Below are 24,125 nucleotides of genomic sequence, written 5' to 3'. Positions count from 1 at the left end.
CCTTTTACAGGGATCAGCCGTTGTCGCGCAGGAACCGGGCCATCGAGGACACGCCGGGCACGCGCGGTTCGAATTCGCCGGCCACGTCGATGAAGCCGCGCATCACTGCGATCTCGCGCGGGCTGCGGTTGAGGCTGTCGCGCACTTCCGGATCGGCACCGGCGCGCAGCAGGCGCTGTACCAGCAGCGGCAGGCCGTGCAGGGCGGCCAGGTGCAGCGGGCCGAAGCCGCGCGGGTCACGCACGTCCAGGCTCACGTCCTCATCCAGCAGGCGCTCCACCGCAGCCATCACCACCTGTTCGTCGCAGGCGGTGCCCGGCTCGGCGCGTGCGCCCAGCAGCAGCAGCAGCGGGGTGACCGAACCGGCCGCGGCCTGGTCCGGCTCGGCGCCGGCCAGCAGCAGCGTATCCAGCAGGGCCAGCAGGCGCGAACGGTCGCGGGCGCTGAAGCCGTACAGCGCCGCGCAGTGCAGCGGGCCCAGCTGCTGGGCATCGCCGGCATGCACGTCGGCACCGGCAGTGAGCAGGCGCGCGACGATGTCCGGCAGGCCCAGCGCGGACGCCAGCATCAGCACGGTCACCCCGCCCGGCAGGCGGTGTTCCAGCTGGGCACCGGCGTCGAGCAGGGCCGAGACGATATCCACCTGGCGCATGCTGACCGCCGCCGACAGCGGGGTCGCGCCACTGGCCGCGCCATGCTGCGGATCGGCGCCACGCGCCAGCAGCAGGTCGACCACCGCCAGGTGGCCACCGCCGGCGGCGCGCAGCAGCGCGGTGCAGCCCTGCGCATCGACGGCGTCGATGGCAAAGCCCAGATCGTTCAAGCGGCGCACGGCATCGACGTCACCAACCATGGCTGCAGCCGGCAGGTCGCTTTCGCGCAGCGTGCGGCGCGGCAGCGGCCACACCCGCCAATCCAGCCAGTCGGCGAGGTCGCGGCGGCCGATCGACAGCGCCACGCCCAGCGGCGTCTGGCCATCGGCAGCACGCGCTTCCGGCGAAGCGCCGTGCTGCACCAGCAGCTTCAGTGCGCCTTCGCGGGCCAGCGCGGTCGCCAGATGCAGCGCGGTCATGCCGTGGCTGTCGCGGGCTTCGCGGTCGACACCGGCATTGAGCAGGGCCTGCTGCAGGCGCAGCCAGCCCAGGCGCACCGCCAAGGACAGCGGCGGGTCACCGGCCGGCGAAGCGGCGAACGGATCGGCACCGCGTTCGAGCAGCTCCAGCGCCAACTGCTCCAGGCCGCGTGCGGCCTGGTCGTGCTGCGCGCAGGCAGCGAGGAAGCGGGCCAGGCCACCGCGGCCGGCCGGCGACAGGCCACGCTGCAGCATCACCTGCAGCGCCGGCACCGCGTCGATGCCACGCGACAGCAGGGCGAACATGGGGGTATCGGCACAGGCGTCGCGCACGTACGGGTCGGCGCCGTGGCCCAGCAGCCAGTCAACCGCGCGCGGTTCCAGTGCCAGCTCCGGGTCGAGCAGCAGCCCGCCCAGTTCTTCGGGCTGGCACAGCTTGGCCAGCGCGGCCATGCCTTCGGTATTGCCGAAGCCCAGCGCTTCGCGCAGCAGGGTCAGCGGCGGGCGGTCGGGCAGCAGGCCGCTGGCACTGGCGGCTTCACCGCGTTCGGCCAGGCCATCACTGACCGCCGCCGGCAGCGGGTAGGACGGGTCCAGCAGGGCCACGATCGCCCAGCGGCCGGCCTCGGCGGCGTAGTCCACGGCGCGGCGGCCGAGCGGATCGCTGGCATCGGCGGCGATGCCCAGGTCGACCAGGCGCTTGACCAGCAGCGGCGAGACATCCTCGGCCATCGCGGCCAGCAGCACGGCATTGCGGCCTTCGCCATCGACAGCGACCAGGTCGGGCTTGTGCGGCAGCAGGTGTTCGATGGCAGCGGCGCGGCCGGCGCGGGCGGCTTCCAGCCACGGCGTGCGGCCCAGCGCATCGCGCGCTTCCAGGTTTGCCCCCGCCCCCAGCAGCACGCCGATGATCTCGACATGGCCGGCCAGGGCAGCTTCGTGCAGCGCGCTGCGGCGCTGGCGGTCGCGCGCGTCGGCGCGGGCCTTGTGCTTGAGCAGCAGCTGCACGCCGGCCGGATCGTCGTCCTCGGTGGCGGCGGCGGCCAGCAGCACCGGCGTGCCATCGCTGGGCTCGCTGCGCGCACCGCGCTCGAGCAGGAAGCGGGCCAGGCGCCAGTTGCCGACCTGGCAGGCCACGGCCAGCGGCGACCAGCCCTCGGTGTTGAGCGCATCCACTTCGGCGGCGGCATCGCGCAGCAGCGCGGCCACGCCCGGGTCGGAACTGCGCGCAGCGTGGTGCAGCGGCGTGTTGCCATCGCTGTCCACCGCGCGCGAATCGGCGCCGTTGGCCAGCAGGGTCATCACCGCTTCGGGGCGGCCATGCCAGCTGTCGCGGGTCGCGGCCAGCAGCGGGGTCATGCCACGGTGCGGGGCATTCACATCGACCCCGCGGCCGATCAGGTCGCGCAGCAGGCGCAGGTCGGGCAACACGGCAGCGAGCACGGCCAGGCTGCGCTGGTCGCGCCAGTGCGGGTCCGGCAGTGCGTACGGATCGGCACCGGCCTGCAGCAGCTGCAGCGCGCGGTCGATGCGGCCGTGGCGGGCCGCCTCGTACAGCGCCGGGGTCAGTTCCTGCGGCGCCATCGCTTCCAGCGGCGTGCTTTCGGCGACGGCATTGAACAGGGCCTCGGCATCGCCGCTCGGCAGGTCCTGGGTGCTGCTGCGCAGGCTGACCATCGGCGCCGGTGCCACCCGCTGCAGCAGCAGGTGCAGGGCCGGCGACAGCAGCAGCGTGGCCAGCGCGGCGGGCCAACCGGCGCCTTCCGGCAACAGTCCCGGCCAGGCCGGCAGCACGATCAGCGCGGCCAGGGCGACCACGATCACCGCCACCAGCAGGCCGCGCCAGGCGGTCAGGTCACGCCCGGCCAGGGCCTGCCAATGCTGGGCCAGGCTGCCATCAAGGCGTTCGACATCGTTCCACAGCGGCCAGGTGCGCCAGGCGGCCAGCAGCCCGGCGCTGACCAGCACACTCAGGCCGAGCACGGCCGCCAGGCTGCCGCTGTCGCGCAGCGCGGCCAACGGCCATGCCAGCAGCAGCGCCAGGCCGGCCGGGGCAGCGGCCCACAGCACTGCCAGCGCCGGCAGGTCCTGCCGCGCAATCAGTTGCGGTGGCAGCAGCGAGCGGCTGCGCCGCCACCACGACACGCCCAGCGCGAAGGCCGGCTGCGCCAGTGCGGCGAGCACGGCACCGGCCAGCCCGCCCACGACCGAACCCAGCGCCAGCACGGCGCCGAAGACGAAGGCGATCGACAGTGCGCGCGGGCGCGACAGCTCAGTCATAGTGGCGCCGCATCATGCTGGTCACCGACGGCGGCACCTGCAGGTAGAAGCCGCGTTCGGCCAGCTCGCTGCGGACCTTGTCCGGGTCGGCCTGGGCCAGCCGGCGCTGCGCATCCAGGGTCACTTCGAGGACGAACGAAAGCGCACCCAGCGAGGTGACCAGCGCCGCAGGCAGCGCGCTGAAGTCATCACGACGGGCGAGGTAGACGTAGGTGTCCGGCTTGAGTTGGCTTTTATAGACGTAGGCGTGCATGTCCGCGGGACGATAACCCGGGAAGAGCCATGATTGTGTCGGAAAGCCGACACCGGGGAAAGCCATCGCGCGACGATGACGGCGCGATCGACGGCGTTTCCCCGATGGGGTTCAGCAATGTGGCGATGGCGTTCAGCCTGCCGCCACCGGCCTCAGTTGGCCGCGACCTCTTCGGTCAGCTGCGGATCGAAGGTGGGCGCCTGCAGCCAGCGCACCACGTCGCCGCCCAGCGCTTCGGCAATCTGCTCCAGCGTGGTGCAGGCGCGGAAGGTGAACGGCCGGTTGGTGGAACGCTTCAGGGTGAAGTTGCCGACCACCTTCCCGTCCTCCTTCAGCTCGCCATAGATACGGCCCCACTTCGGCCCGGAAATGGCACCGCCACCCGCAGCGTGCGCCTTGGTCACCACCAGGTGCAGGTTGCGGCCGGCGCCGTCCTCGCTGTCACCCACCACCACCGCACCGTCGGCATGGCGCACGATGCTCTGGCTGAGGTACTGACCGAAGTGGCATTCGTCGCGGATCAGTTCGCCACCCACGCCCTCGCGGTACGGCACGTCGGCGGTGATGAGGATGGGTGCGCCGGCGGCCTGCGCCTGGAGCGCGGGCACGCACAAAAAAACCGCTGCCAGGGCAGCGGCGTGGATCGACTTCATGGTGTTCCCCCTGTAGACCGCGTCCCCGGCACACCGCCGGGGACTACGGCAATGCTTACTTTACCTTGGCGTAGGTGCCCTTCAGCGCCACGCCCGCCAGGATCGCGCCGGCGTAGCATTCGTAATTGGTCGCGCTCTTGAACTCGTTCTTCTTGTAGTAGCTGACGATGTCGACCACGGCATTGGCGCCGCGCGACTTGGCGCCATCCTGCAGCGCGCGCAGCGCCGACAGGGCCACCCAGCGGCAGGCTTCCTCGTCGCTCTTGTTGGCGGCGTTGGTCTTCTTGTTGGTCACGTCCTCGCCCAGGCGCTGCTGCACGCTGACCGGCTGGCCGGCCAGGTAGAAGCGCACGCTGCCGTCGATGCCGGCATCCTTGGCGGCCTGCGAGCTGACCAGCTCGCGCAGGGACTGCTCGACGCGGGTGTCGCGGGCCGAGGCGGTGGAGGTCAGGGCCAGCAGTGCGGTGGCCGTGGCGATCATCAGGGTACGACGCATCGAAACTTCTCCTTGTTCGGGGTGCGGGTTTGGGGTGCGGTGTGGGGCGGTGGTTCATTCGCTCCAGCGGCGGAACACCAGCGAGGTGTTGATGCCGCCGAAGGCGAAGTTGTTGCTCATCACGTACTCGGCCTGCAGTTCGCGGCCCTGTCCGGTGATGAAATCGAGCTGGCCGCAACGCGGGTCGACCTCACCCAGGTTGAGGGTCGGGGCGAACCAGCCGGCGCGCATCATCTCGATGCTCATCCAGGCTTCGAACGCGCCACAGGCGCCGAGCATGTGGCCGACGTAGCTCTTCAGCGAGCTGATCGGCATGCGGCTGCCGAAGACCTGGGCGGTGGCCTGGGTCTCGGCGATGTCACCGTGGTCGGTGGCGGTGCCGTGGGCATTGACGTAGTCGATCTGCGACGGCTGCAGGCCGGCATCCTCCAGGGCCAGGCGCATGGCCTGGGCCATGGTGTCCGCGCTGGGCTGGGTGACGTGCTGGCCGTCGCTGTTGGTGCCGTAGCCGACGATCTCGGCGAGGATCGTCGCGCCGCGTGCCTGTGCGTGTTCCAGGTCTTCCAGGATCAGCGTGCAGGCGCCCTCGCCCAGCACCAGGCCATCGCGGCCGGCATCGAACGGGCGCGGCGTGGTCTGTGGTGCATCGTTGCGCGTGCTGGTAGCGAACAGGGTGTCGAACACCGCAGCGGCGGTGGCGTCGAGCTGTTCGGCACCGCCGGCCACCATCACCGTCTGCTTGCCGCTGCGGATCGCTTCATAGCCGGCGCCCACGCCCTGGCTGCCCGAGGTGCAGGCGCTGGAGGTGGTGTAGACGCGCCCGGACAGGCCGAAGAACACGCCGATGTTGACCGGCGCGGTGTGGCTCATCATCTTCAGGTAGGTGGTGGCGCTGATGCCGTCGGTGGTGAATTCGTGCAGCATGCGGCCGAATTCGCCGGTGGCTTCATGGCTGCCCGAAGACGAGCCATAGGCCACGCCGGCACGGCCGCTGCGCAGCACCGGGTGCTCGAACAGGCCGGCCTCGCGCAGGGCGACTTCGGTGGCACGCACCGACATGATGGCGACCTTGCCCATCGAGCGGGTGGTCTTGCGGTTGTAGTTCGGCGGCAGGTCGTAGTCCTGCGCCGGGGCGGCCAGCTTGGTGTTCAGGCCGGCATAGACATCCCATTCGGGCATGCTGCGCACCGCATTGCGGCAGCTGCGCAGGTGCGCCTCGATGGTCGGCCAGTCATGGCCGAGCGGACTGATGGCGGCGGCACCGGTGACCACCACGCGACGATCGGCGGCCATCAGATCATGCCCCCGTTCACCGAGATCACCTGGCGGGTGATGTAGGCGGCCGGCTCGGACAGCAGGAAGGCGACGGTGGCGGCCACTTCCTCCGGGCGGCCGACGCGGCCGGCGGGGATCAGCTTCAGCGCATGGTCGACCACTTCTTCGTTGAGCATGTCGGTCTCGATCAGGCCGGGGGCCACGCAGTTGACGGTGATCTGGCGGCTGGCCAGTTCCAGCGCCAGCGCCTTGGTGGCACCGATGATGCCGGCCTTGGCGGCACTGTAGTTGACCTGGCCGCGGTTGCCGGCCACGCCGGACACCGAGGACAGGGTGATGATGCGGCCCGGCTTGCGCCGCCGCACCATCGGCATGATCAGCGGGTGCAGCACGTTGTAGAAGCCATCCAGGTTGGTATGGATGACCTGGTCCCAATCGTCCTCGGTCAGCGCCGGGAAGGCGCCATCGCGGGCGATGCCGGCGTTGCAGACCACACCGTAACAGGCGCCGTGCGCGTCCACGTCCGCGTCCAGCGCCGCACGTGCGGCCGCCCGGTCAGCGACGTCGAAGGCCAGCACGCGGGCCTGCTGGCCCAGTGCCTGGATCTCGGCCGCCACGGCCTGTGCTTCTTCCACGCGGCTGCGGCAATGCACCACCACGTCGAAGCCGTCGCGCGCGATGCGCAGCGCGATGGCCCGGCCGATGCCCCGGCTGGCGCCGGTCACCAGCACGCTTCGATTCCCTGTCATGCCTGTCCACTCTCCAGATATGCCATCGAGTCGGCCGGTTCGAACACCGACACGTTGGCGACCGCCCATTCTTCATCGCCTGCCAGGATCCGGCAGGCGAACATCCCCAGCCCATTGTCGCCCAACAGCTCGCAGCGCGCGTGTACGCGCAGCCGGCTGCCGCTGGGGAAGCTGCTGCGCGGGCTGGTATAGCGCCGGCTGCCGAGCAGGAAGCCCAGCTGCGGCGGGTTGCCGGCCACGCGCGCGCGGCAGCCGGCCCACGCCGCGATGGCCTGCGCCATGTACTCGATGCCGACCCAGGCCGGTACGCCACCGTCCTCGATGAACAGCCCCGCGACGGGCACCACCAGTTCGGCTTCGATGCTGTCCTGGTCCCAGCGCACGATGCGCTCGAGCAGGCACATGTCCTGGCGGTGCGGCACCACGTCTTCGATCGCGAACAGGGGCAGGCTCATGCGGCCACCCCCTGCAGTGCGAGCACGGCATTGCTGCCGCCGAAGGCGAAGGAATTGCTCAGCACCCGCTGCGGTGCCCGCGCCAGGCGGGTGCCGGGGGCGACCAGCGGCAGCGGCGGCAGCGCCGGGTCCGCGCTGCCGTCCCACCAGTGCGGCGGCAGCCGGTGGCCCGGGTTTTCAGCCAGCAGGATCCAGCACACGGCGGCCTCGATGGCCCCCGAGGCGCCGAGCGTATGGCCGGTCAGCGGCTTGGTCGAACTGGCCGGCACCGTGGTGCCCAGCACCTGGGCCACGGCCACGCTCTCCATCGCATCGTTGTGGCCGGTGGCGGTGCCGTGCAGGTTCACGTAATCCACGTCCTGCGCATCCCAGCCGGCGCGCTGCAGTGCCTGCTGCAGGGCGTCGATCGCACCCAGGCCCTTCGGGTCGGGCGCGGACATGTGGTGGGCGTCGGCCGATTCGCCCCAGCCGGCCAGCTGCACCGGACCGGCATCGCGGGTCAGCAGGAACAGGGCCGCACCTTCACCGATGTTGATGCCGCAGCGGTGCTGCGAGAACGGATTGCAGCGCAGTGCCGACACCGACTCCAGCGCGCTGAAACCGGCCACGGTGAAGCGGCACAGCGAATCGGCGCCACCGGCGATGACCGCATCGACGATGCCGGCGCGCAGCATGCGTGCGGCCGACATCAGCGCTTTGGCACTGGAGGAACAGGCGGTGGACAGGGTCCAGGCCGGCCCCAGCGCACCGCTGCGCTGGCGCACGAACTGCGCGGCCGTGCCCATTTCCTGCTGCGCGTAATCGAAACCCAGCGGCCACTCGCCCGTTTCGGCGCGGGTACGCAGGGCCTGCTCGGATTCACCGATGCCCGAGGTGCTGGTGCCCAGCACCACCGCCACGCGCGATGCGCCATAACGGGCGATGGCGGCCTGCACCGACGGCGCGATCTGCGCCAGGGCCGCGTCCAGCAGCGCGTTGTTGCGGCCACGCAGGCCCACCGGCAGGTCGTCCAGCGCGGGCAGCGGCGTGCGCACTTCGCCCAGCGCCAGGGTCTGGCCCGGCAGCAGGGTGTCGTTGTCGCTGAGCCCGCCCGGTGCATCGGCGAACAACGCCGACGCCACGGCCGCACGGCCCTCGCCCAGCGCACAGACCACGCCCAGGTCGTTCAGGTAAATCGCTGCGGTCATTTATCCTGCCCGGCCATGTCGATCGATTCGATGCGCAGGGCATAGCCCTCGGCGCGGTTGTCCAGCTGCACGCTGCCATCGTCCAGGCGCTGCAGCTGCAGCCACACCTGGCCATCGCGCGAGAGGCTGCGCTGCTGGCCATCGTCGGCCACCTGCCAGCCCGCCGGCAGCGCCGCGGCGATCGCGGCGGTGGGCCACAGCGCGAACTGCAGGTCGTCCAGCACGCGCTCGGCACGCACCTGCGGCGGCAGCCACGGCGCACGCTGCTGGGTCAGCTGCTTGCCGTCCCACTGCAGGCGCACGCCGGTCTGGCCCATCGCCTGCACGGCCAGCTGCACCTGTTGCGCGTCCGCTTCCAGCAGCGCATCCAGGTCACGTTCGTGGCTGCCGAAGCGGAAATGCAGCTGCTGCTGCAGCGCCAGCGGCGCCGGCAGGCTGGCCGGCGGCAGGCGCAGCGGCGGCAGTTCAACCAGCGGGCGCGGCATGCGGCTGGCACAGGCGGCCAGCAGCAGGCACAGCAGCACCGCGCTGAAGCGGACGATCAGGCGCTGCACAGTTCCTCCAGCACGCGCATGCGGCGGCCGTTGGGGTCGGCTACGTAGGGGTTGTTGGTGTCCCAGGCGTAGCCGGCCAGGATGGAGCTGATCATGTCGCGCACTTCCGGCTGCTGGTCGGGGTGATAGATGATCTTCTGGAAACCGCCTTCGTACCAGCTTTCCACGAAGCGGCGGAAGGTCTTCACGCCGGCGCGCAGCGGAATCGAGAACTCGTTTTCCCAGTCGACGGTTTCACCGGCGTAGCGGCGCTTAAGGCATTCGCTGGCCAGCTGCGCGGACTTGAACGCGATGGTCACGCCGGAGGAGAACACCGGGTCGAGGAACTCGCCGGCATTGCCCAGCAGCGCATAGCCCGGGCCCCACAGCGAGCTGACGTTGGCCGAGTAGCCGGTGATGCGGCGCACCGGCAGCACCGCCCATTCGGCGTTGGCCAGCAGGCCGGTCAGGTTCGGATCCTCGCCGACGATGGCCTGCAGCTTCTGCAGGTCGTCGCCCTCGTAGCGTTCGAAGAACGACGGTTCGGCGACCACGCCCAGCGAGCAGCAGCCGTTGGAGAACGGGATGGTCCAGTACCAGACGTCGATGTGCTCGGGGTGGGTGGTGATGAGGATCTTGTTGCGGTCGAAATCTGCTTCGGCCGGAATGTTGTCGCGCACGTGGCAGAAGATCGCGCCACGCACCGGAAAGTTGGACGGCGATTCCAGGTTCAGCAGGCGCGGCAGCAGGCGCGCGAAACCGGAGGCATCGAGGATGAAGTCGGCCTCGATGCGGTACTCGCTGCCATCGGGACGGCGCACGTTCACCGCCGGGTGCTCGCCGGCTTCCACCGCCAGCACTTCGTCGCCGAAACGCAGGGTGGTGCCCATGCGCTCGGCACCGCGCGCCAGCACGTTGTCGAAGTCGGCGCGCTGCACCTGGTAGGTGGTGCCCCAGCCCGGCGAGAACTTCCTGCGGAAGTCGAACGCGGTACGCGCCTCGCCATGCACGAAGGCCGCGCCGTTCTTGTGCTGGAAGCCCGCTTCCACCACGTCCTGCAGCAGGCCAGCGGCCTCGATGTACTCCATGCTCTGCGGCAGCAGGCTCTCGCCGATCGAGAAGCGCGGGAACTGCTGGCGCTCCAGCATCAGCACCTGGCGGCCCTGCTGGCGCAGCATGGCCGCGGCGACCGAACCGGCCGGGCCTGCGCCGATGATCAGGATTTCAGTACGTTCGACATCGGTCGGATCTGCAGGAACATCCACGGCAGTAGTCATCGGTGCGTCCTTGTTGCTCGATCAGGTGGAAAGGAAGGGTGTGCGGTGAAGCGTGGTCAGGCCGGCGGCAGGTCGTGCGGCGGCGGGCGGAACAGCGGCGAGATCAGCCAGACCAGGCCGATGCCGAACAGCAGGGTGAGGCCGAACGCACGCAGCGCCGGCGTCTGTGACAGGCCCAGCAGGCCGAACGACAGCCAGGTGCTGGCCGCGCCCACGCACACCGCCAGCCACGCGCTGGCATCGCCGCGGTGCTCGATCAGGAAGATGCCGTAGTCGATGCCCATGCCCAGCAGCAGCATCAGCGCCAGCACGTTGAACAGCTGCAGCGGCTGGCCGAATAGGCCCAGCAGGCCCAGGGTGAGCGCACCGGCGATGAGGGTCGGGGCGAACACGCGCCAGGCCTGGCGGCGGTAGCGCAGCCACAGCGCGCCGAACACCAGCGCGATGCCGACCAGCAGCAGCCCGCCCATCAGCTTGCGGTAATGGCCCAGCAGCATGGAGAAGTCGGCCGTGCGGTCGACCCAGCGCACGCCGGGCAGGCCCTCGGCCGCGCCCTGCAGGGTGGCCAGTGCATCGGCGCGCGACAGGTCATCGACCATCACCACGCTGACCATCTGCCCGCCCACCGCGCCCACCCACAGGTGGCGGAACGGCTGCGAGGCCGGCGAGGCCAGGAAGGCCTCGGCAGTCAGCGGCGAAGCGGCGAAGGCCGGCCGCGGCAGCGGCTCGCCCACGGCTTCGGACACCGCCGCCAACACGCCCGGTTCCACCCTGGCGGTCAGCGCGGCATCGGCCTGCTGGCGCGCCGGCGATGGCAGCCAGTCACTGATCGCGCGGTAGCCGCCGATGCGCTTGTCGCTGGCCAGTGCGCGCAGGCGTCCGGTCAGCGCTTCTTCGCGCTCCAGCAGCTGCGCCGCGTCGGCGCCCTGCACCAGGTAGAACTGTGCCGGGCTGGGCATGCCCAGCAGCTGGCTCAGGCGGATCTGCTCGGCCATCAGTGCCGGCGGCGAGGACTGCAGGCTGCGCAGGTCGTCGTTGCTCTGCAGGCGCACGATGCCGATGGCCGACAGCGCAAACGCGGCCACGACGAACACCGTGACCGGGCGCGTGCCATGCAGGCGCGGGAAGCGCTCCAGGGTGTTGCCCAGCCACTGCGAGAAACGGGTCTGGCGGATCTCGCCACCGTCCAGCCACGGGAACCAGAAGATCACCGTCAGGAAGGCGCCGGCCAAGCCGACCACCGAGAACAGCGCCATCTGCCGCAGGCCCGGGAACGGGGCCAGGCCCAGTGCCAGGTAGGCCAGCGCGCTGGTCACCAGCGCCAGCCACAGGCCGGGCAGCAGGTGCTTGAGCAGTTTCCAGCGGCGGTCGGCCGGCTCGGCCTGGCGCGAGGCGAACCAGTGGATGCCGTAATCCTCGGCCACGCCCACCAGCGACGCGCCGAACACCAGGGTCAGCACGTGCACCTTGCCGAACACCAGCACGGTCACCGCCAGCGCCACGCCGCAGCCGATCAGCAGCGAGGCGGCCACCAGCAGGATCGGCCGCAGCGAACGGAAGGCCAGCCAGACCAGCAGCAGCACCGCGGCCAGCGAGCCCCAGCCGATCGTGTTGATTTCCTGGTTGGCCTGCACCGCCGCCGCTTCGGCATGCAGCGGCACGCCGGCGTGCAGGATCTCCAGATCCGCTGCGGCGGCCTTGGCGGCCAGGCCGGCGCGCTCGAGCAGGCCGTCGATATGGCGCTCGCCGTCGAGCTGGAAGGCCGAGCCGGGCGTATCGAACTGCAGCGCGGCCCAGTGCTTGCCCTCGGCTTCGAGCAGGCCGTCATCGCCCAGGCGCAGGCCGGAGCCCTGTGCCTGCTGCTGCCACCATTGCGGCCACAGCGACAGCGGATCCTGCCGCCAGTCGGTCAGCCGCGGTGCGCCCATCGGGCCGTACAGCGCGCCCAGCGCCTGTTCGGCCAGCGCACCCGGTTCGGCCTGCTGCAGCTGTTCGCGCTGCGCCGGGGTCAGCAGGCGATCGCGATACGGCGCGTAGAACGCGCGCGCTTCATCGAACCAGCCTTCGATCGAGCCACTGGGCACCAGCAGGCCGCTGTCGGCATCGCTGGCCATCGCCTTGGCGAAGGCGGCCTGCGCGCGCTTGGCGGCTGCGCCATCGGCACTGCCCAGCAGCACCACCACCTGCCGCGAGCTGCCATCGGCGATGCGCCGGGTGACATCACTCAGCAGGCGGTCGTGCGCATCCTGCGGCAGCAGGGCCAGGATGTCGGTGTCGATCCGCGATTCCTGGCTCCACAGGCGCCATTGCTGCGCGCCCAGCACCAGCAGCACCAGCAGCCAGGCGATGCCCAGCCAGTGCCACCAGCGGCGCAGGCGCTCCGAGCCCTTGCCGGCAGCCACGTCAGGCACCTCAGTCAAAGCGGCGCGCCTCGTCGGCGGACAGGCTGGCAGGCGCTTCGCTCAGCGCGCTGAACTGGATCTGCGTGCGGTCCTTGTTGGCCTCCACGATCTCCACCTGGCGCACGTAGCGGTCGCCCTGCAGGGTCAGCGATTCGAAGGCCTTGGCCAGCATCGCCGACTTCGGCGTCAGCTTCAGGCGCCAACCCTGCCCCTCGCGGCTGGCCTGCACGTTGAACTGGCTGGACAGTGCCTGCACGTCACCGCTCATCAGCGCGAACATGATCGCGTTGACCGAGCGCATTGCCGGCTGCTGCCGCGCGTCCAGTTCGACGCGGGTGCTGCCATCACGCTGGCGGCTGAGGATGCGGTCAGCGGTCACCACCACTTCGGAGGGGAACGGCTTGAGCGTGGTCCAGATGACGCCGTGCTGGCGCGCGACCACGAACTGGCCCTGCGAATGCAGCGGGTTCTTGAAGCCGCTGACCTGCTTTTCCTGGGTGAACTGCCCACGCAGCACGTCCGGGCGCGCCACCGCCTGGGTGATCGCATCGACGTTGGCATCGGCGGCCTGCACCAGCGGCGCGGCGGACAGCAGCAGCGCGCACAGCAGCACGCGCGGGAAGCGGGTAAAGGGATTCACGGGGCAGGCACTCCAAGACGCTGCCACAGCACCGGCGGGCACTGGTACAGCATTTCCTTGCTGGTCGCGTCCACCGCAACCTGGATGGTCATCGCACGGGTCAGCACCTGGCCGCTTTCCGCATCGAGGATCTCGTATTCGATCTTCAGCCGGTTCTCCCATTCGACGATGCGCGACACCACGCGCAGGGCCTGGTTGAACAGCAGCGGCCGCACGTACTTCACCCGCGCATCGACCACCGGCCACAGGTAGCCCGATTCGAGCATCTGCGGGTAGTCGTAGTCGTAGCGGCTGAGCAGCGCGCAGCGTGCGATCTCGAAGTACTTGAAGTAGTTGCCATGCCAGACCACGTTCATCGGATCGCAGTCATGGAAGGCCGGGGACAGCGAAATCTCGCCGACCAGTTCGATTGCCTCATTCACCGACATACAGCTCCCAGCGTTGCGCGCGGATCTCCACCAGCAGTTCCCGCAGTTCGCGATCCAGCGCGCGGTCTTCTTCGACCAGGGCGATGCGCTGCCCCAGGTCGGCGTACATGTCGGCCAGACTGCCATGCAGCTGCGCGTTCAGGCCAACCCGTTCGCGCAGGGCCAGGCCCTGGCGTGCGGCGATCAGCATTGCGGCCACCACCTGTTCAGTCAGTTCGATCACGCGCAGGCAGTCGCGCGCGGCGATGGTGCCCATGCTGACCTTGTCCTGGTTGTGGCATTCGGTCGAACGCGAGAACACGCTGGCCGGCATGGTCTGCTTCAGCGCTTCGGCGGTCCATGCCGAGACGCTGATCTGCAGCGCCTTCAGGCCATGGTTGATGGCCGCGCGCGGGCCGGTGGCCGCCGACAGGTTGGCCGGCAGGCCGTGGTTGTAGCGGGCGTCGACCACCAGCGCCAGCTGCCGGTCGAGCAGGTCGGCAACGTTGGCCACGGTGTTCTTCAGCGTGTCCATCGCCAGCGCGATGTGGCCGCCGTAGAAGTGGCCGCCGTGCAGGATGCGCTCGCCGTCGGCATCGATCAGCGGGTTGTCGTTGGCGCTGTTCAGCTCGGTTTCGATCAGCTGGCGCAGGAACGGCAGGCTGTCTTCCAGCACGCCGATGACGTGCGGCGCGCAGCGCAGCGAGTAACGATCCTGCAGGCGCTGTTCGTTGCGCGGCGGGCGTTCGCTGTGCAGGTCGCTGCGCAGGCGCGCGGCGATGCGGCCCTGGCCCGGGTGCGGCTTGGCGGCAAACAGGGTTTCGTCGAAGTGGTGCGCGTTGCCATCGCTGGACAGCACGTTGAACGCGGTCAGGCGGGTGGCCATGCGCGCCAGGTAGTCAGCGCGCTGCCAGGCCAGGCAGGCCAGGCCGGTCATTACCGCCGTGCCGTTCATGATCGCCAGGCCTTCCTTCGGCCGCAGCTTCAGCGGGGTCATGCCGATCTTCGCCAGCACCGGGCCGGCCGGCTGCACCTGGCCTTCGAACAGCACCTCGCGCTCGCCACACAGCACGGCGGCCACGTAGGACAGCGGGGTGAGGTCGCCACTGGCACCGACCGAGCCTTCGGCCGGGATCAACGGCAGCACGTCGTGCTGCAGCAGGGTGGCCAGGCCTTCCAGCAGCGGCACGCTGACGCCGGACATGCCGCGCACCAGCGAGGCCAGGCGCGCGGCCAGCACCGCGCGGGTTTCGGCCGGGTCCAGGTAACGGCCCAGGCCACAGCCATGGTAGGTGTACAGGTGGTGCGGCAGTTCGGCCACCAGCGCCGGCGGAATGTTCACCGTGCACGAATCGCCGTAGCCGGTGGTCACGCCATAGATCACGCCGTCCTCGCGCAGCAGGCGGTCAAGGAAATCGGCGCCGCGCTGGATATGCGCGCGGAAGGCCGGCGCCTCGCTCAGGGCGGCGTCGCACTGGCGCTGGGCCAGGGCAACCACGTCTTCGATGGTCAGCGGTGCATCGCCGAAACGGCACACGGGTACGGCGTCAATCGTCATGAGGAGCCTGGTCCCAGAAGGGGAAGAAATTGAACCAGTCCAGTGGGGACTGGATGACCTGGAGTTCCAGCCAGCGCGCGAAGCGCTGCGCCTGTTCGGCCAGTGCGGCATCGCGCGACCCGCGCGGCAGCACCACGCGGTCGGCAAAGTGTTCGAACGCCACGCGATAGCCATCGCCTTCGTGCAGGCAGGACATCGTGTAGACCGGGCACGCCAGCGCGGAAGCCAGCACATACGCACCGATCGGGAACGGTGCACGGTGGCCGAGGAATTCGGCCATCACGCTGCGCCCGCCCTGCACCGGCACGCGGTCGCCGACGATGGCCACGAAGCCACCGGAGGCCACCTTCTCGGCCAGCATCACGGCCGTGGCCGGGCCCATTTCGGTCACCTGCACCAGCTCCACCGCGGCCAGCGGGTCCAGCCGCTGCAGCAGGCGGTTGAAGCGCTGCGCATGCGCGGTGTGCACCAGCACGGTGATGCGGAAACCCGGCACCTGCTCGGCCAGCACCTGGCACAGCTCCAGGCAACCGATGTGCGCGGTGAGGATCAGCCCGCCTTCGCGGCGCGCGATCTTGTCCAGCACCAGGTCGCGCTGCAGGTGGATACGCTCGGGGGGATAGCGGCCGCCGAGCCCGAGGATCTTGTCCAGCATCGTGTCGGCAAAGCTGAAGAAATGGCGCAGGCTGTCGCGCCAGCCCGGCGCATGGCCGAGCGCGCCGGTGTGCGCCTGCAGCCGCTGCAGGTACTGCAGCGAGGCGCGGCGGCCCACCCGGTTGCCCAGCCAGTGGCACAGCACCACCGGCCACACGCACAGGCGGAACGGCCAGCGCCCGAACCAGCGGTGCACCCAGCACAGGAACAGCACGCCGGCCACGGACGTGGATTCGCCGATGTCGGCCCAATGCGGTGCATCGTGCGCGCGGCTCATCTCAGCCCTGCCCCTGCAGGCGGCGCCACAGCAGGCGCGGGGCGCGCGGCAGCATGCCGAAGAACAGGCGGGTGTGCATGCGGCTGATGCGCACGTTGTCACGCCACACGTCGAAGTGCGAAACGCCGTCGGCCGGATAGGTCACGCGGGTGGACAGGTGCTCCACCGGTACCTGCCGCCAGTACAGGCGCACCATCACTTCGGTATCGAAATCCATGCGCCGGCCGATGGTTTCCTCGCCCATCAGGCGCAGCACCGGTGGCAGCGGGTAGACCCGGAAACCGCACATCGTGTCGCGCAGGTGCAGCGACAGCGTGTTGATCCACACCCAGATGTGGGTGGCGTAGCGGCCGTACAGCCGGGCCTTGGGCACGCTGGCGTCGTAGGCGGGAATGCCGCAGATGACCGCGTCCGGCCGCGCCTGCGCGGCTGCGATGAAACGCGGCAGGTCGCCGGTGTCGTGCTGGCCGTCGGCATCGATCTGCAGCACGTGGCTGTAGCCGCGGCGCGCGGCCTCGGCAAAACCGGCCAGCATCGCCCCACCCTTGCCCTGGTTCACGTCCAGCCGCAGCAGGTCGACGCCGTCCTGCTGTGCCAGCGCCTGCAGCACCTCGGCGCACGATGCGCGCGAGCCATCGTCGACCAGCAGGCACGGCAGGCCGGCCCTCTGCACGCCATCGACCACGGCGCCGATGGCATGCTCGTGGTCGTACACGGGAATGACCACCAGCGGCGCGAAGGCGCCACCGGCCACCACAGCGTCAGTACGCATCGGTCAGGACCACCTTGCCACTGGCGTGCGTGCCATGCAGGGAGGTGTAGCGGAACGTCAGTACGCCACGCCCGGCGTCCCAGTCCAGCTGCAGGGTCAGTTCGTCGCCGGGGCGGGCCACGTGCTGGAACTTCACTGCCTCCATCCGCACGAAGCCGCGCGGAAGGTCGAAGGCCTGGCGTGCGAAACGCACCGCCCAGTCCAGCTGGGCCACGCCGGGCAGGATCGCTGCCTGCGGGAAGTGGCCCTGGAAGGCGCGCAGCGATGCATCCAGCGTCATCCGCAGGGTCGCCGACGTGGCCGCGCGGTGGTCCCACTGCGGCACCGGCATCAGCGGCTGGAACAGCGCGGCCAGCGCGGCCTGGGTGACCTTGCCCTGCGCATTGATCGGCAGCGCTTCGACCAGCCGCCAGCGGCGCGGGCGGGTGACCGCGTCGTGGCTCTGCGCCAGGCGCGCGCCCAGGCGCAGGCCGAGGGCACGGCGCGCGGCATCGCCGGCCGCCACCAGCGCTGGATCCGCCGGCACCACCACCGCCGCCAGCTGCTCGCGCTGGCCGGACAGCACCAGCACGCGCACGTCCTCTACTTCCGGGTCATCGCGCAGCGCGCGTTCCAGCGCATCCAGCGAGACCCGGCGTTCTTCGATCTTGACGATGCGGTCGGCGCGGCCAAGCAGGCGGAAGCGGCCATCGGCCAGCGCTTCCACGCGGTCCTGGGTACGCCACCAGTCGGCGCTGTCCAGGTGCGCCGACGCCACGGCCAGGCAACCCTCCTCGATGCGCCACTGCACGCCCGGCAGCGGCTGCCACGGCGGCATGTCGGTGTCCCAGCGGCGCCAGGCGATGCCGCCGGTCTCGCTGCTGCCGTACACCTCGGTGGGCGCCACGCCCAGCCACAGCCGCACCTGCCGTGCCGCCTCTTCCGGCAGCGGGCCGCCGGAGGAAAAGACCGCACGGAGGCGGCCGTGCAGGCTGGCCCAGTCCAGTTGCTCAGGCAGGCGCTTGAGGTGCGCCGGGGTTGCCACCAGCACGCTGTCGGCGGCGGCCAGGGTGCCGACCAGGTCTTCATGGAAGAAGCGCCGCGGCTGGATCTGGCGGCCCGCGGCCAACGGCCACAGCACGCGGAACAGCAGGCCATAGATGTGCTGGTGGGACACCGTGCCGTGCACCTGCACGCCGTCGAGCTGGGCGCCGAAGGCAGCCTGCAGCGCATCCACTTCGCGTGCCAGCTGGTCCATGCGCTTGCTGATCGCGCTGGGCTGGCCGGTGCTGCCGGAGGTGAACACGCACAGTTCGCAGGCACGTTCGTCCAGCGCCTGCAGCGCACGGTCGGATGTCACGGCGGCGGGCAGCAACGGGCGGTAGTCGGCCGGCACATCGCCAGCGAAGCCACTGACCTGCGCCTGCAGCGCCTGCAGCGTGGCCGGCAGGTTGTCGGCGGCCAGGAACACGCGCTTGCCGGCATGCCAGGCGCCGAACAGGGCCGCGGCAAAGGCGATGGCATCGTCGAAATACAGCGCCCAGTCGCGGCCTTCGGCAGCGGCGAACGCATCGCGCCAGGCCAGCGCGCGCAGGCGCAGTGCGCTGTGGTCCAAGGCGACACCTTCACAGATACCGATGTCGCGGCCAGGCCGCGCGGTGACCAGCAACCGGTCCAGGGCGATCCAGTCAGCCATGGGCATGGGCCGCCTTCACCCGACGCCGCACCAGCCACTCGCCTGCGAACAACACTCCCATCATCACGTACGCCAACAATCCGTTGTAGAGCATCCAGACCCGGTCCGACGCGTACAGCGCGGTGAACAGGGCCAGGCCACCGTTGAGAACAAAAAAGCCGCACCACACCTGGGTGACGCGACGGGTATAGGCCACCGCGAAGGCGGGCAGGTCCGGCTCCTGCAGGCGCGCCAGGCGCTCCACCAGCGGCGGGCCGAAGCGCAGGCTGGTGGCGAACACCGACAGCATCACCACGTTCACCAGCGCCGGGTACAGCTTCAGCGGCAAGGCCTGGTTGAGCACGGTGGCCAGGCCGGCCAGCAGGCCGGCACCGGCCGCGGCGGCCCACCACAGCGGCTGCCGGGTGCTCAGCGCACGCAGCAGGGCCAGGCCGAACAGCAGCAGCGACAGCCAGCGCGGCTCGAAGCGGCCCATGGCCACGTAGACCAGCACCGGATAGGCGAGCGAAAGCGCTGCCACCACGACCATGCGTGCCCGTGCCATGGTCGCGGTGCCCGGCCTGCGGTCAGGCGGCAGCCTGGCCCGGCAGCAGACCGTGCACGACATCAACGATGTCCTGCACGGTGCGCACGGCCTTGAAGGCTTCCGGCTGCAGGTTGCGGCCGAGCAGCGGCTTGAGCTGCACGATCAGGTCGACGGCATCGATGCTGTCGATGTCCAGGTCGTCATACAGGCGCGATTCCGGGCTGATCCGGGCAGGTTCGATCTCGAAGCTGTCGGTCAGGATGCGGACGATGCGCTCGAACAGTTCATTCTTGGTCATGGCAGTTCCTGGCGCCTTACGACTGGCGGGCGGCGACGAACTCGCCGAGCGCGCGCACGCTGGAAAAATGGCGACGGGTTTCTTCCGAGTCGGCCGAGAGGCTGACACCGTACTTCTTCTGCAGGGCAAGGCCCAGCTCCAGGGCGTCGATCGAATCGAGGCCAAGGCCTTCCACGAACAGCGGCGCGGTCGGATCGATGTCCTCCGGCGTGATGTCCTCCAGTGAAAGCGAGGAAATGATCAATTCCTTGATCTCGTGCTCAAGTGCTTGCACGGGTCGGGTCTCCAGACAGGTCGAAATAACGAGTGAGGTGGTCGGTGACGCGACGGGCCGCCAAGGCATCCCCCCTTGACGCGTCATCTTCGGCCAGGAAGGGTGCGATGGCGATATCTTCGCCGATCTGCAGCCGAACGTGAAAACGACGTGAGGGCACACGATACCACTTCTGGCCCTTGGTCAACGTGGCGGGCGTGCAGCTGATACGCACCGGCGTGATGTCCAGCCGCCCGCGCACGGCGATGTTGGCAGCGCCCCGCTGCAGGCGCGGCGGCTGCCCCGGCACGGTGCGGGTTCCTTCCGGGAAAATGACCAGGGTGCCGCCGGCATGCACGGCGGCCACGCAGTCATCGACCAGGCCGGCGCCATCGTCATTGGCGATGTAGCCGGCGGCGCGGACCGGGCCGCGCATGAACGGGTTGCAGGCCACCGCGCGCTTGACCACGCAGTCAGCGTTGGGCAGCAGCGCGATCAGGCACACCACGTCGATCAGGGTCGGGTGGTTGGCCAGCACCAGCAGGCCATCGCGGTGCAGGCGCTCGCGGCCCTCCACCTGCAGCGTCATCAGGCCCAGCCGGCACATCAGCCACACGTGGCTGGCGAACGCCCCCTGCACCAGCCGCCGCGCTCGCCGCTGGCGCGCGACCGGGTCGCGCATCAACAGCAGCAGCGGCATCACGAACACGCCCAGCAGCAGCCCGCCCACGCCGAACGCGGCGAAGCTCAGGCCGGTGCCAACAACCCGCCAGGCGTGGTCGAGACGGCGCAGGGCTTCAGCCATGGCGGCTCCAGCGCCAGCGCTGGCCCTGGGCCACATGGTCGAGGGTGGGTGCAGACGAGAGCAGGAACCGGTGCAGGTCCAGCGCGTGCGGCAGCAGGCCGGGCGCGGTATCGGCCGCACCGGCGGCCGGTTCCCAGGCCAGGCGCAGGCCGGCACCGGCCGTGCCGGACGGCGCGAGGCGCCAGCACCAGGCGAAGAACGGGTCGGGTTCGTCGGCGAATTCGGCGTAAACGTCGGGCAACGGCGATTCATAGACCACCACCCGCACCTCCCGCGCACCATCGGCCAGCAGGCCGGCGGCTTCCAGGCAGGCGGTTTCCACGGTGGACTGGCCGGCGGCCAGCGCCAGGTAGTTGCCACGGTGGCCACGGGCGATGGAATACAGGGCCGCGATCGCGTTGTGCACCGACAGGCCGAAGCCGGTGGGCGACAGCGGCTCGGCGGCGGCCAGCGAGCCCAGCAGGTCCATCGAACGGGCCACGTCACCATGGCGGCTGGCAAACACCAGCGGCACTTCACTGTCGGCGCCCTGCGCGTCTTCGCACCAGCACGCAGCCTGGATGGCCATGCGGCCCAGGCGCTCGATGCGGCGACGCTGCATGGCCGGCACTTCCGCCAACGACGGCGTGCCCTCGCCCTGCGGCAGGAACGGCGCGTCGGCCCAGCCCATCCATTGGCTACGTTCTGTCAGTCCAGGCGCCCAGGCGGCCCAGTCGACAACGGAAAATTCGATCATTACCGGTGATGTTTGGATGGGCGGAAGACAGGCACGGGCCAACAGCATGGCGACGCGCGGCGGCCCCCCATTCCTGCAGCCGTGCGTCCGTCCAGGACGTCGCCGGCAGCCCCCCTGGCGGCCGGAAAGGTGCGAACGCTAGCACGTCCCGCGCAGGGAATACATGTTTCACAAACCGAAACGGGGAGCGGTCACCGGCCGCTCCCCGTTCACATCCTTCAGTGGTAACCGGCGTCGGCGCGTACCTTGCCGCGGAACACCCGGTAGGACCAGGCCGTGTAGCCCAGGATGACCGGCAGCAGCACCACCAGCCCGACCAGGGTGAAGCCCAGCGAGGAGGCCGGTGCGGCGGCCTGCCACAGCGTCATCGACGGCGGCAGCAGGTAGGGCCACATGCCCAGCACCAGGCCGGCGAAACCGAGCACGAACAGGGCCAGGCTGAGCAGGAACGGCGGCAGGTCGCGGCGTGGATGGGTGGCGCTGCGCCACAGCGCGGCGGCCACCGCCAGGGTCAGCAACGGCACCGGCGACAGCCACCAGAAATTGCCATCACTGAACCAGCGATCCATCAACCGCGAATCGAGGAACGGCAGCCAGCTGCTGACCAGGCCCATCGCCGCGATCACCGCCACCACCAGCGGCCGGGTCATCTGCCGCGCCAGTGCCTGTACGCGGCCCTCGGTCTTCAGGATGAGCCAGGTGCTGCCCAGCAGCGCGTAGCCGGCCACCAGCGCGGCACCGGTCAGCATCGCGAACGGGCTGAACCAGGCGAACGGGCCGCCGTGATAGACGCCGTCCTGCAGGGGCAGGCCCTGCACCAGCGTGCCCAGGATCACCCCCTGCGCGAACGTGGCCAGCAGCGAACCGAGACCGAACGCCACGCTCCACAGCCGCCGCGAACGGTGTGCCTTGAAGCGGAACTCGAACGCCACGCCACGGAACACCAGCGCTACCACCAGCAGCAGCACCGGCAGGTACAGTGCCGACAGCAGCACCGCATACGCCTTGGGGAAGGCCGCCAGCAGGCCGGCGCCGCCCAGCACCAGCCAGGTCTCGTTGCCGTCCCAGATCGGCGCGGCGGTGTTCATCATCAGGTCCAGCTGGTCCTCGTCCTCGGCGAACGGGGCCAGGATGCCGATGCCGAGCACGAAGCCGTCCAGCACCACGTACATCAGCACGCCGAAGCCGATCACCGCGAACCACGCCACCGGCAGCCAGGTCATCAGGTCCATATCAGCGCTCCTCCAGCGGCTCGTCGGCGGCCGACAGCGGGCGCGCCGGGGTGTGGCTGCCGTGGTCCAGCGAGGGGCCCTCCACATACGGCTGCGGGCCGTGGCGCAGGATCTTCACCAGGTACCAGATGCCCCAGCCGAACACGAAGGCGTAGCCGACCACGTACACCGCCAGCGACAGCGCGGTCATCCACGCACTCTGCGGGCCCACCGCATCGGCGGTGCGCAGCACGCCGTAGACCACCCACGGCTGGCGCCCCATCTCGGTGACGAACCAGCCGGACACCAGCGCGATGAAACCGCTGGGCAGCATCCAGTTCCAGCCGCGCAGCAGCCACGGCGAATCGAGCAGCTTCTTCCGCCACAGCTGGAAGGCCGAGACCCAGGCCAGCAACAGCATCAGCGTGCCCAGCCCGACCATGATGCGGAAGGCGAAGAACACCGGCGTCACCGGTGGCCGTTCGCTGGCCGGCACCGAGGTCAGCGGATCGAACGTCCCGTCCAGCGAATGGGTCAGGATCACACTGCCCAGCTTCGGAATGGCCACTTCGAAATCGTTGCGCTGCTCCTTCTCGTTGGGCAGCGCGAACACCACCAGCGGCACGCCCTCGCCTGCCTTGCTTTCATGCCAGTGCGCTTCCATCGCGGCGATTTTCATCGGCTGGTGCTTGAGCGTGTTCAGGCCATGCATGTCGCCGACGAAGATCTGCACCGGCACGGTCAACGCGGCAAACGCCACCGCCGCGACCAGCATGCGGCGGCCCGCTTCGACGTGCGTGCCCTTGCGCAGGTACCACGCGCCCACGCCACCGATCACGAAACAGGTGGTGATGAACGAGCCCAGCGCCATGTGCGCCAGGCGGTACGGGAAGGACGGGTTGAACACCACCTGCCACCAGTCCACCGGGTGCACGATGCCGTTGATCATTTCGTAGCCGGCCGGCGTATGCAGCCAGCTGTTGGACGACAGGATCCAGAACGTGGAGAACAGCGTGCCCAGCGCCACCATGCAGGTGGACAGGAAATGCAGGCGCGGCGATACGCGGCCCCAGCCGAACATCATCACGCCGAGGAAACTGGCTTCCAGGAAGAACGCGGTCAGCACTTCATAGGTCAGCAGCGGGCCGATGACCGTACCGGCCACCTCGCTCAGCCGCGGCCAGTTGGTGCCGAACTGGAAGGCCATGACGATGCCGCTGACCACGCCCATGCCGAAGGACACGGCGAAGATCTTCTGCCAGAAGAAATACAGGTCGCGCCAGACGGGCAATTTCGTGCGCAGCCAGCGCCATTCGATGAAGGCCAGCCAGCTGGCCGTACCGATGGTGAAGGCGGGGAACAGCACGTGGAAACTGATGACGAATCCGAACTGGATCCGCGACAACAACAACGCGTCCAAGGGACGCCTCCTGCCGGGTACGGGTGGGATACCGGACCACTTTAGGAGGATTTGGTTAAGCCGGGATGCGACCGGGTGACGCGCTGCTTCACTTTGTCGCAGGGGTCAACCCGCCGGGCATGGCCGCGCCCCGTGGCCTGCGGGCGCCGATCCGACGGACCCATCGCCATGCGCGGGGACCCTGCCGCTGGCCCCGGTGCCGATCCGCCGGGCGTGGCCCGGCGCTACCAATGGAGATCCCAGGTAGCGCCGGGCCATGCC

General features: G+C 69.8%; 24 protein-coding genes. All 24 read right to left on the bottom strand.

What is annotated here, in order from left to right:
- Nucleotides 1-13: 13 nt before the first annotated feature.
- The 24 genes from IAE41_RS14285 to IAE41_RS14170 all read right to left on the bottom strand — a co-directional run bounded on the left by IAE41_RS14285 (nt 14) and on the right by IAE41_RS14170 (nt 23,864).
- Nucleotides 14-3,352: an ankyrin repeat domain-containing protein gene (locus tag IAE41_RS14285; protein WP_200733566.1), complete on the bottom strand. Its 3,339-nt coding sequence runs from the start codon at nt 3,350-3,352 to the stop codon at nt 14-16.
- Entirely contained in the window at nt 3,345-3,605 is a 261-nt protein-coding gene (locus tag IAE41_RS14280) for a YcgL domain-containing protein (RefSeq protein WP_079224213.1), read from the bottom strand. Before IAE41_RS14280 ends, IAE41_RS14285 begins: the two co-directional genes overlap by 8 nt.
- A gap of 152 nt (nt 3,606-3,757) precedes the next feature.
- Nucleotides 3,758-4,258 carry a hypothetical protein gene (locus tag IAE41_RS14275; protein ID WP_200733565.1) on the bottom strand — a complete coding sequence of 167 codons (501 nt, stop codon included), beginning with the start codon at nt 4,256-4,258 and terminating at the stop codon, nt 3,758-3,760.
- Nucleotides 4,259-4,313: 55 nt separating this feature from the next.
- Complete coding sequence (locus IAE41_RS14270) at nt 4,314-4,754, bottom strand: excinuclease ATPase subunit (RefSeq protein ID WP_200733564.1); 441 nt, start codon at nt 4,752-4,754, stop codon at nt 4,314-4,316.
- A gap of 54 nt (nt 4,755-4,808) precedes the next feature.
- Nucleotides 4,809-6,047: a beta-ketoacyl-ACP synthase gene (locus tag IAE41_RS14265; protein WP_079224215.1), complete on the bottom strand. Its 1,239-nt coding sequence runs from the start codon at nt 6,045-6,047 to the stop codon at nt 4,809-4,811.
- Complete coding sequence (fabG, locus tag IAE41_RS14260; RefSeq protein WP_200733563.1) at nt 6,047-6,778, bottom strand: 3-oxoacyl-ACP reductase FabG; 732 nt, start codon at nt 6,776-6,778, stop codon at nt 6,047-6,049. Before fabG ends, IAE41_RS14265 begins: the two co-directional genes overlap by 1 nt.
- On the bottom strand, nt 6,775-7,233 hold the full coding sequence (locus IAE41_RS14255; protein WP_200733562.1) for a hotdog family protein: 459 nt from the start codon (nt 7,231-7,233) through the stop codon (nt 6,775-6,777). The genes fabG and IAE41_RS14255 overlap by 4 nt, the downstream gene beginning before the upstream one ends.
- On the bottom strand, nt 7,230-8,420 hold the full coding sequence (locus tag IAE41_RS14250) for a beta-ketoacyl-[acyl-carrier-protein] synthase family protein (protein ID WP_200733561.1): 1,191 nt from the start codon (nt 8,418-8,420) through the stop codon (nt 7,230-7,232). The genes IAE41_RS14255 and IAE41_RS14250 overlap by 4 nt, the downstream gene beginning before the upstream one ends.
- Entirely contained in the window at nt 8,417-8,974 is a 558-nt protein-coding gene (locus IAE41_RS14245) for a DUF3261 domain-containing protein (RefSeq protein ID WP_200733560.1), read from the bottom strand. Before IAE41_RS14245 ends, IAE41_RS14250 begins: the two co-directional genes overlap by 4 nt.
- On the bottom strand, nt 8,962-10,230 hold the full coding sequence (locus IAE41_RS14240; RefSeq protein WP_108747666.1) for an NAD(P)/FAD-dependent oxidoreductase: 1,269 nt from the start codon (nt 10,228-10,230) through the stop codon (nt 8,962-8,964). Before IAE41_RS14240 ends, IAE41_RS14245 begins: the two co-directional genes overlap by 13 nt.
- A 56-nt stretch (nt 10,231-10,286) precedes the next feature.
- Nucleotides 10,287-12,641 carry a hypothetical protein gene (locus tag IAE41_RS14235; RefSeq protein WP_200733569.1) on the bottom strand — a complete coding sequence of 785 codons (2,355 nt, stop codon included), beginning with the start codon at nt 12,639-12,641 and terminating at the stop codon, nt 10,287-10,289.
- A gap of 1 nt (nt 12,642) precedes the next feature.
- Entirely contained in the window at nt 12,643-13,272 is a 630-nt protein-coding gene (locus tag IAE41_RS14230) for an outer membrane lipoprotein carrier protein LolA (protein WP_200733559.1), read from the bottom strand.
- Complete coding sequence (locus tag IAE41_RS14225) at nt 13,269-13,700, bottom strand: acyl-CoA thioesterase (protein WP_079224223.1); 432 nt, start codon at nt 13,698-13,700, stop codon at nt 13,269-13,271. The genes IAE41_RS14230 and IAE41_RS14225 overlap by 4 nt, the downstream gene beginning before the upstream one ends.
- Nucleotides 13,687-15,237, bottom strand: coding sequence for an aromatic amino acid ammonia-lyase (locus IAE41_RS14220; RefSeq protein ID WP_200733558.1), 1,551 nt, complete (start codon nt 15,235-15,237; stop codon nt 13,687-13,689). Before IAE41_RS14220 ends, IAE41_RS14225 begins: the two co-directional genes overlap by 14 nt.
- Complete coding sequence (locus IAE41_RS14215) at nt 15,227-16,168, bottom strand: acyltransferase (protein ID WP_200733557.1); 942 nt, start codon at nt 16,166-16,168, stop codon at nt 15,227-15,229. Before IAE41_RS14215 ends, IAE41_RS14220 begins: the two co-directional genes overlap by 11 nt.
- 1 nt (nt 16,169) lies before the next feature.
- Entirely contained in the window at nt 16,170-16,940 is a 771-nt protein-coding gene (locus IAE41_RS14210; protein WP_200733556.1) for a glycosyltransferase family 2 protein, read from the bottom strand.
- Nucleotides 16,930-18,615, bottom strand: coding sequence for an AMP-binding protein (locus IAE41_RS14205; RefSeq protein WP_200733555.1), 1,686 nt, complete (start codon nt 18,613-18,615; stop codon nt 16,930-16,932). The genes IAE41_RS14210 and IAE41_RS14205 overlap by 11 nt, the downstream gene beginning before the upstream one ends.
- A complete protein-coding gene (locus IAE41_RS14200) occupies nt 18,608-19,159 on the bottom strand; it encodes a hypothetical protein (protein WP_079224233.1) in 552 nt (183 codons plus the stop codon). Before IAE41_RS14200 ends, IAE41_RS14205 begins: the two co-directional genes overlap by 8 nt.
- Before the next feature lie 22 nt (nt 19,160-19,181).
- Nucleotides 19,182-19,439: an acyl carrier protein gene (locus IAE41_RS14195; RefSeq protein ID WP_025878014.1), complete on the bottom strand. Its 258-nt coding sequence runs from the start codon at nt 19,437-19,439 to the stop codon at nt 19,182-19,184.
- 16 nt (nt 19,440-19,455) lie between these two features.
- Complete coding sequence (locus tag IAE41_RS14190) at nt 19,456-19,713, bottom strand: phosphopantetheine-binding protein (protein WP_005411610.1); 258 nt, start codon at nt 19,711-19,713, stop codon at nt 19,456-19,458.
- A complete protein-coding gene (locus tag IAE41_RS14185; protein WP_079224235.1) occupies nt 19,700-20,497 on the bottom strand; it encodes a lysophospholipid acyltransferase family protein in 798 nt (265 codons plus the stop codon). The genes IAE41_RS14190 and IAE41_RS14185 overlap by 14 nt, the downstream gene beginning before the upstream one ends.
- On the bottom strand, nt 20,490-21,233 hold the full coding sequence (locus tag IAE41_RS14180; protein ID WP_200733554.1) for a beta-ketoacyl synthase chain length factor: 744 nt from the start codon (nt 21,231-21,233) through the stop codon (nt 20,490-20,492). Before IAE41_RS14180 ends, IAE41_RS14185 begins: the two co-directional genes overlap by 8 nt.
- A gap of 218 nt (nt 21,234-21,451) precedes the next feature.
- Complete coding sequence (gene cydB, locus IAE41_RS14175; protein ID WP_200733553.1) at nt 21,452-22,465, bottom strand: cytochrome d ubiquinol oxidase subunit II; 1,014 nt, start codon at nt 22,463-22,465, stop codon at nt 21,452-21,454.
- Nucleotide 22,466: 1 nt separating this feature from the next.
- The gene (locus IAE41_RS14170; protein WP_200733552.1) at nt 22,467-23,864 is read right to left on the bottom strand and encodes a cytochrome ubiquinol oxidase subunit I; all 1,398 of its coding nucleotides are present in this window, start codon (nt 23,862-23,864) and stop codon (nt 22,467-22,469) included.
- Nucleotides 23,865-24,125: the final 261 nt, after the last annotated feature.

The sequence above is a fragment of the Stenotrophomonas sp. S39 genome, from assembly GCF_016624665.1.
GTDB lineage: Bacteria > Pseudomonadota > Gammaproteobacteria > Xanthomonadales > Xanthomonadaceae > Stenotrophomonas.
Note: the sequence above shows the minus strand (reverse complement) of the source record. Positions and strands in the feature narration are given on the sequence as shown.